This is a genomic window from Agrobacterium sp. CFBP 3001, from assembly GCF_027871605.1.
Lineage (GTDB): Bacteria > Pseudomonadota > Alphaproteobacteria > Rhizobiales > Rhizobiaceae > Agrobacterium > Agrobacterium leguminum.
Window position 1 is genome coordinate 177,586 of sequence record NZ_JAQAHD010000011.1, and the last position, 6,194, is coordinate 183,779.

General features: G+C 52.7%; 6 protein-coding genes and 1 pseudogene. 6 read left to right on the forward strand and 1 reads right to left on the reverse strand.

The window, feature by feature from the left end; genetic code table 11:
• Positions 1-22 precede the first annotated feature (22 nt).
• Positions 23-1,447 (forward strand): Xaa-Pro peptidase family protein, encoded by a 1,425-nt coding sequence (locus PH605_RS15730; protein WP_142845391.1) that lies wholly within the window; start codon positions 23-25, stop codon positions 1,445-1,447.
• A 1-nt stretch (position 1,448) separates the two neighbouring features.
• Positions 1,449-2,123 carry a flavin reductase family protein gene (locus tag PH605_RS15735; protein WP_161987915.1) on the forward strand — a complete coding sequence of 225 codons (675 nt, stop codon included), beginning with the start codon at positions 1,449-1,451 and terminating at the stop codon, positions 2,121-2,123.
• A 22-nt stretch (positions 2,124-2,145) separates the two neighbouring features.
• On the opposite strand, the pseudogene PH605_RS15740 reads toward PH605_RS15735, so the two are convergent.
• Positions 2,146-2,374, reverse strand: a pseudogene (locus PH605_RS15740) (site-specific integrase); the annotation flags it as partial.
• A 593-nt stretch (positions 2,375-2,967) separates the two neighbouring features.
• On the opposite strand from PH605_RS15740, the gene PH605_RS15745 reads away from it, so the two are divergent.
• The 4 genes from PH605_RS15745 to PH605_RS15760 are packed head-to-tail and all read left to right on the forward strand — an operon-like array spanning position 2,968 to position 5,999.
• Positions 2,968-4,167, forward strand: coding sequence for a tyrosine-type recombinase/integrase (locus PH605_RS15745; protein WP_142845392.1), 1,200 nt, complete (start codon positions 2,968-2,970; stop codon positions 4,165-4,167).
• On the forward strand, positions 4,119-5,126 hold the full coding sequence (locus tag PH605_RS15750; protein WP_142845393.1) for a hypothetical protein: 1,008 nt from the start codon (positions 4,119-4,121) through the stop codon (positions 5,124-5,126). Before PH605_RS15745 ends, PH605_RS15750 begins: the two co-directional genes overlap by 49 nt.
• A 37-nt stretch (positions 5,127-5,163) precedes the next feature.
• The gene (locus PH605_RS15755) at positions 5,164-5,577 is read left to right on the forward strand and encodes a helix-turn-helix transcriptional regulator (protein ID WP_142845394.1); all 414 of its coding nucleotides are present in this window, start codon (positions 5,164-5,166) and stop codon (positions 5,575-5,577) included.
• The gene (locus PH605_RS15760; RefSeq protein ID WP_142845395.1) at positions 5,574-5,999 is read left to right on the forward strand and encodes a hypothetical protein; all 426 of its coding nucleotides are present in this window, start codon (positions 5,574-5,576) and stop codon (positions 5,997-5,999) included. Before PH605_RS15755 ends, PH605_RS15760 begins: the two co-directional genes overlap by 4 nt.
• Positions 6,000-6,194 lie beyond the last annotated feature (195 nt).

Sequence of the window (6,194 nt, forward strand, 5' to 3'; positions counted from 1 at the left end):
ACAATATTGGAAGGAATAGCCCATGAACATGACCGCCACCAGAACAGGAGCCTATCGCATCGGCTCGCTACTCGCCGACTTTCAGCCGGATTTTGATTTCGCAGCGCCCTTGCCCCTTCCGGTCGAGGAATTCGAGGATCGTCTGCGGCGTATCCGCCGCCAGGCAGTGGAGGCCGGACATGACGCCCTGATTGTCCACACGGGTGGTGTGGGCTGGTTTCACACGTCGAACCATTATCTCCGTTATATTTGCGACTGGATGCGGGAGGGCGTGCTGATCATCCCGACGGATGTCGACAAACCGATGGTGCTTTTGTCCTTTTTTACCCAGTCCGTGCTTTTGCCACCGGGTGGCGAACCCGTTCTTGTTGAGGACATCTGGCAGATTGGCCCGATTGGGCGGGAATATGCTGACCGTCCGGGCGACAGCGTCATCAAGACCGCCGAAAAATGTGCCGAACTGCTGGCAGGGATGGGCCTATCGAAAGCGCAGATCGGCCGCATTGGCGACCGCACCTCGCTCACCTTCTGGGCAGGCCTCGACGCATTGATGCCAGGCGTGAAATTCGTTGCCGACAATGCCATTCTCGACCGCATGCAAAAGGTCCGCTCGCCACGCGAGATCGAGATGTTTCGGGCGGCCGCCCAATTGGTCAGCATCGCCACCCAGGCGGCCTATCACGTAGCGAAACCCGGCGTGACCGACCACGAGATCTACGCGGCCTTCACCCAGGCGCAGCTTTCCTTCGGCGGTGAGACCGGTGACGGTTACCAGATCGGCATCAACGAATTTGGCACCCATTGCGGCAAGCCCTATGGCCATGTCGTGCGACCGGGAGACCTGATCAATCTCTATGTCTCCAACGTCACCTATCGGGGTTACACCGCTCAGACTGCAAGGATGATCGCCGTTGGCGAGATCACCAAGCGCCAGGAAGAGGTGCTCGCCGCCTGTACCGAAGGTGTCAAGCGGGCGGAAAAGCTGATCCGCCCCGGTGCCCTGATGCGCGACGTGAACAATGCGGCCTTCGAGCCCATGATCGAGCGCGGCATGCTGGCGTCGCCGGAAGCCCGGACCATGCCTTACAACTGGGCACCGATGGATGACGGCAGCGCGAGGCTTATCCCGCGCCAATATGTCAAGAACATCGACTGGGAGGCGCAGGGCCGCACGCTCATGCATGTCTATCCGGCGACACATGGCCCGCATAACCCCAATCTCGGCCATTCGGTCGGCATGGCCGGCGGCCAGAACAGCTTCAACATATCCTCTCACAACTACGATCGGATGGAGGAGGGCATGGTCTTCGTGCTCCACACACAGTGGCTTGAGCCACTATCTGCCGGCTGCAATGTCGGTGACATGTATGTCGTGACCAAGGACGGGTTCGAAAACCTGTCGCGCCACACTCCGCTTGAAACCCACCGCATTGCTGCCGAGGCCTGAGATGACCGATACGACCCGAGCGCACACCCATTTCGATTTCTCCAGGCTCACCGAGCGCGAGCGCTACAAGATCCTGATCGGCACCGTCATCCCGCGCCCGATCGCGCTTGTGACAACCGTCGACAGAGACGGTCGCCCCAATGCCGGGCCGTTCAGCTTCTTCAATGTGCTGACTCATGATCCGGCAATCGTTGCGATCGGTGTCGAGAACTATGCCGATATGCGCTTCAAGGATACGGCCCGCAACATCCGCGAGACCGGTGAATTCACCGTGCATATCTGCGACAACGCACTCGTGGACCAGATGGAGATCTGCGCCATCAAATTTGGTCCTGGCATCAACGAGATGGAAGAGGCGGGTCTCGAAACCGTGCCGGGCGAGATGGTGTGCAGCCCACGCATTCTCGCCGCACCCGCAGCACTTGAGTGCCGTCGTCATACCACATTGCAGGTAGGTCCCGCCCGCGAGATCATCCTCGGTGAAGTCGTAGGCGTCTTCGTGCGCAGCGACGCCGTCAACACATCCAACCTGCATATCGATCAGCAAATGATGGACGCCGTTGGCCGCATGGGCGGGCATACCTATACCCGCACCCGCGACCAGTTCGACATCAAGACGCTGAGTCCGCAAGAATGGGAGAGCCGGAAGATTTGTAAGACCGACGCGGCTGAGTAAAGGCGCGGATCAGGAAGCGGCAGCCCCAATCGCGGATTGCGACCTTAAGGACGTGGCTAAGGATCGCAAGTTCGCGGACAGCACTAGATGGAGCTACACGCTGAAGCCGCTCGTCAGGAACGACGCAATGTCCCGCTGGCTCAGGCCGATCATCGTCCGGTAGGCGAGTTCATGGCGGCGGAGCACGGCTTCATGCCGCGCCGACGAACCTGTGCTTGCCAACGTCCTCTGAGTTTTCTGATTGCCGCCATGGTGATCTCAAACTTTGATTGTCGATCACGCGTACTGAGCCGCTTGGAGTTGACCGCGAAACCTCTACACTAATAGCAAAAGTTTTCACTAAGCTTTGGTCCAAGGGCCTCACGAAGCGCGATATTGCGAATGATCTTAATCTACCATGGGAAGAGATCGAATCGCTTGTTTTTGGGCTGACCGGGTCTTCTCTGGTGCGGCCCACAGAGGGTAACCTATCCGTTGTAAGTCAAAAGCGCTAATGCACACCGGCGGGCGCTCATCTCGAATGCCTAGCCGGGCCTGCAATGTTCAGTCCAACCTACAGCATCATTGGCGCTGTGCCGACAATGTGGCCCTACCGCTCGAAATGAGGCGTGTCACAAATTAAGTGAATACAACTAATCTAACATTGAGAGAGAAACCTTGTCACCCAAGGCAAATTATGGCGGAGAGGGTGGCCGCCAAATTAGAAGACTAAGACGCACAATGTCGTTTGATAAACTATTTAAAATCAATACCATGTATTTTTCAATCGTCCATTCACATGCATTGTGGGCCAGTAAAATGCAGCATATTATGTGGGGTATTTTGTGGGGCTTCAAGAGGACTAATGGTTAAACCGACGGGGAAACATCCCGAAAAGGCGCTGTCTGCGCTGAAGATAAAGCAGCTAACCACCCCGGGCCGATATACTGATGGCAACGGCTTATATCTGATTGTCGATCCATCCGGAGCAAAACGTTGGATGCTGCGCGTTACCATACAAGGTAAGCGGACCGACATGGGGCTGGGAAGTCTATTATTGGTGAGCTTGGCCGAAGCGCGAGAAAAAGCTCAAGAATACAGAAAATCAGCTCGACAAGGCGAGGACCCTCTCGCCGCTAAGCGTCAAGCGAAAAGAGTTTACCCGACGTTCGAGAACGCGGCCCAAACCGTGCATACCGAGCACAAATTAGCGTGGAAGAATGATAAACATATTCAACAGTGGATCAACACGCTGACAGAATATGCCTTCCCAATCATCGGCGACATGCGGATAGATAAAATCGACACGCCGGACATCCTGCGGGTACTGTCTCCGATTTGGCTAAACAAGCCAGAAACCGCACGACGTGTCCGCCAACGCATTTCAAACGTATTTGATTGGGCGAAGGCTTCAGGCTTCCGAGACGGCGACAACCCGGTGGAGGGTGTAACGAGGGGGCTGCCGAAGCAATCAAAATTAGTCAAACATCATGAAGCGCTTCCATTTGCACAAATCCCTGATTTCATTGTCAGGTTAAAGGCCTCTAACAGTAACTTGATATCAAAGCTGGCATTCGAGTTACTCATCCTGACAGCGACACGTACAAGTGAAACCATTCTCGCGAAACGTAATGAGTTCGACCTCAAGAAAAAGGTATGGGTTGTCCCTGCCGAGCGGATGAAAACAAAGCGCGAGCACCGGATTCCTCTTGTTGGTCGAGCGGTCAAGATAGTGGAAGAAGCACAGAAACTTTCATCGGATACCGACTACCTGTTTCCCGGACAAAAGCGCGGCAAGCCGCTGTCAAATATGGTGTTCCTCAAAATACTAAGAACTATGGAGCTTGATGTCACAGCTCACGGATTTCGGTCGTCTTTCAGAGATTGGGCTGCAGAATCCACTAATCACCCACACGACGTGGTTGAGATGGCCCTAGCCCATGCGATTGCAAACAAAGTTGAGGCAGCCTACCGTCGTGGCGATCTATTTGAAAAGCGGCGGGAGTTGATGGCCGAATGGGAAAAGCATCTGTTTTCAAAATACCCGACGTTGCCAGACGGTTAACCGAAAAGCTTACGGATATGGCCTGTGAGGCGAATTTTGTTGAGCGCCCTGCGGACGAGCCACTTTTTGCCGAATCATATTTATTAGACGACTTTGATGCTTTTAGAGCTGTTCAGCTCCTAGCCGATGGCCGTCCATCCTTCTACGGACACAAGGAAGCAGTCTATGCAGCGTTCTGCGGCTGGATAATCGATTCGACGTCAGATGGGCTAATATACGATTTGGTTTCTGACACCGTTTGGCGGCTTCTCGAGGAAGCGGAAGATTTGGCCAGTGAACTTCCTTTCGGGACTATGATCGAGCAAGATATTTTCGCCCGCTATTTTATTGCAGGTCCACAATTTATTGAGCATCTCTATAATGGTATTGGTGGGATAACAGGTACAAATGCCGCTAGTCGAGACGAAGTTTACGATGCAGTTAATTCTGACTATCGCGCTACAGTAAGTGTCCTCCAGTTCATGCGCTATTGTCACTATTGGGCGTCAACTCCTAACTTGAACATTAAACCAAGCGTTAGGCGGGGAATAAACGCAGTTAAACAAGAGGTCGATACTGATAATTTTTGGGCATCCGAGACTTCGATCTATGACGTTTGGTCGGTTATGAAGCATACGATAGCGCTGAATTATGCGGCGAGCACAATCGTTGTCGCCGACGGCGTTTTATCTGACCAATGGTATGATGGAAGTTTTGATTATCGAGAACAACGTGATTTCATTCCGCTTCTCTTAGGTCGCGCTCGCTATGTCTGTGACCATGTTTTGCTAAAAATGCACGAGCCAACACTGTATAAAATCAACGCGGAGCCATTAAGAGAAATAAATCCTCTTGAATTCGATGTATTCCCATTTGCACCGGAGGAGTTGGCGACGGCAACGGATCGTAACGTCAATAAGAAGCGGCTAATCCAAAAGGCAAGGGCTACCCGTGCAAGATTGAACCGCGAGATGGGTTAATGTTTTGTGCAGAAGACGGGGCTACTCCGTCTTAGCGATGAAGCAACTAATCGTCCCCAAGGCGTTTTTTCCACATTTCGATATTCGAGTGGATAAAGAAAGATCCATCTTTTCAGATGGTTATCCATCTCCAAATTTCCGTGGAGATCTTCAGAAATGCTCGGAGAAATTTCTTCCGAAAAGCCCGCGGTCTATTTTCCTGTCATCCAATATGGATGAAACAAAAAGGAAAATACACATGGAAATAGAAGTGCATCACAAGCTTCTTCGAGTGGATCAGATTGCAAAACCAGAGGGCATATTAGGGGTTAGTAAATCCACGTTTTGGCTGATGGTTCGAGACGGCCGAATTTCGCCCGGAATCAAAATCGGACCCCGTATGCGTGCATGGCGCGCCTCCGAAATCATCGCGCTGATTGACCGCTTGGAACAGGAAGGCGGTGCAGCATGACTTTTGATCACCCCGATCGCGATGAAAGCTATCCTGAATGGGCTTACAGACAAGGACGATCAGAAGAAGCCCCAGTTGTCGTTAACGGACTAACCCTGTTCTGTGAGGAGCTTGAGAAGTTTCGCAAGGCAATTAAGCGCAAATCATCGACGACAGTTCGTCATTTGAGCTCGGATCTCATCTATCGGTCCTATCTGTGCCCGTTGCCAGAATATGGCTGGTCTTTCGGCTATGAAGAAGACGAAATCGGCGAGTTGCTGGAGCGTATCCGTGAGTTGCTGCAAGAAATTAGCATGACAAAAATTGAGATGAAGAAGACCGTCAGGTACCTGTACCGGTCCAACCTTCGCCATCTCATTTTCAACTTGAAAGCGCTAATTGGCAAAGCTGAGGCCGGCTACGATCAACTGGGGGGCGAATGATATGGCAGCTGCTGCTCACTCAACGCGGTCGAAAATCGCAGCCCAAAATTCGGATTATCCGAAAAGTACTGAAAATGGCGACACTGTTGATTTCCACTGAGAACTGACCCGGTAGCCCAGGATATTTCCATCGAGAATTGACCCATGTTTGAACCTTGCCCTGCGTGTTTTCAGCGGGGGCTACGGAGTGATCGA

Bases quoted from the DNA above. Each gene is read 5' to 3' on its own strand.
- PH605_RS15730 (WP_142845391.1), top strand. From the start codon at position 23: ATGAACATGACCGCCACCAGAACAGGAGCCTATCGCATCGGCTCGCTA.
- PH605_RS15735 (WP_161987915.1), top strand. From the start codon at position 1,449: ATGACCGATACGACCCGAGCGCACACCCATTTCGATTTCTCCAGGCTC.
- PH605_RS15745 (WP_142845392.1), top strand. From the start codon at position 2,968: ATGGTTAAACCGACGGGGAAACATCCCGAAAAGGCGCTGTCTGCGCTG.
- PH605_RS15750 (WP_142845393.1), top strand. From the start codon at position 4,119: ATGGGAAAAGCATCTGTTTTCAAAATACCCGACGTTGCCAGACGGTTA.
- PH605_RS15755 (WP_142845394.1), top strand. From the start codon at position 5,164: ATGAAGCAACTAATCGTCCCCAAGGCGTTTTTTCCACATTTCGATATT.
- PH605_RS15760 (WP_142845395.1), top strand. From the start codon at position 5,574: ATGACTTTTGATCACCCCGATCGCGATGAAAGCTATCCTGAATGGGCT.